We start from the raw sequence: 236 nt of genomic DNA, 5'->3' as shown, positions 1-236 counted from the left end.
GAGCGGTTCGGGGAATGGTGCGGTATGCGCGGGCGGTCCTGAAGGCCGGCGGCACCTTCCTGAGCCCAGCGGCGAAGCCACTTGTAGGCGGTGGCAGGAGAAATGCCGAACTGACGGCAGAGGGAACGGATGTTCGCCCCGTCCTGCGAGGCGAACAAAACAAACTCGGTACGTAATGACATGGTATCTCTCGCATCCCAGGGCATAAGCGACTCCATAGACGGGTTCTTATGCCT

1 protein-coding gene is annotated in these 236 nt (G+C 60.6%); it reads right to left on the bottom strand.

The features are described from left to right. Window positions 1–206, bottom strand: a 206-nt coding sequence (locus tag APT89_RS23625; protein WP_446717760.1) for a helix-turn-helix domain-containing protein, incomplete at its 3' end; no start/stop codon positions are given. Window positions 207–236 lie beyond the last annotated feature (30 nt).

The sequence above is a fragment of the Enterobacter sp. 50588862 genome (assembly GCF_001462935.1).
In the GTDB taxonomy this organism is placed as follows: Bacteria; Pseudomonadota; Gammaproteobacteria; order Enterobacterales; family Enterobacteriaceae; genus Enterobacter; species Enterobacter bugandensis.
Note: the sequence above shows the minus strand (reverse complement) of the source record. Positions and strands in the feature narration are given on the sequence as shown.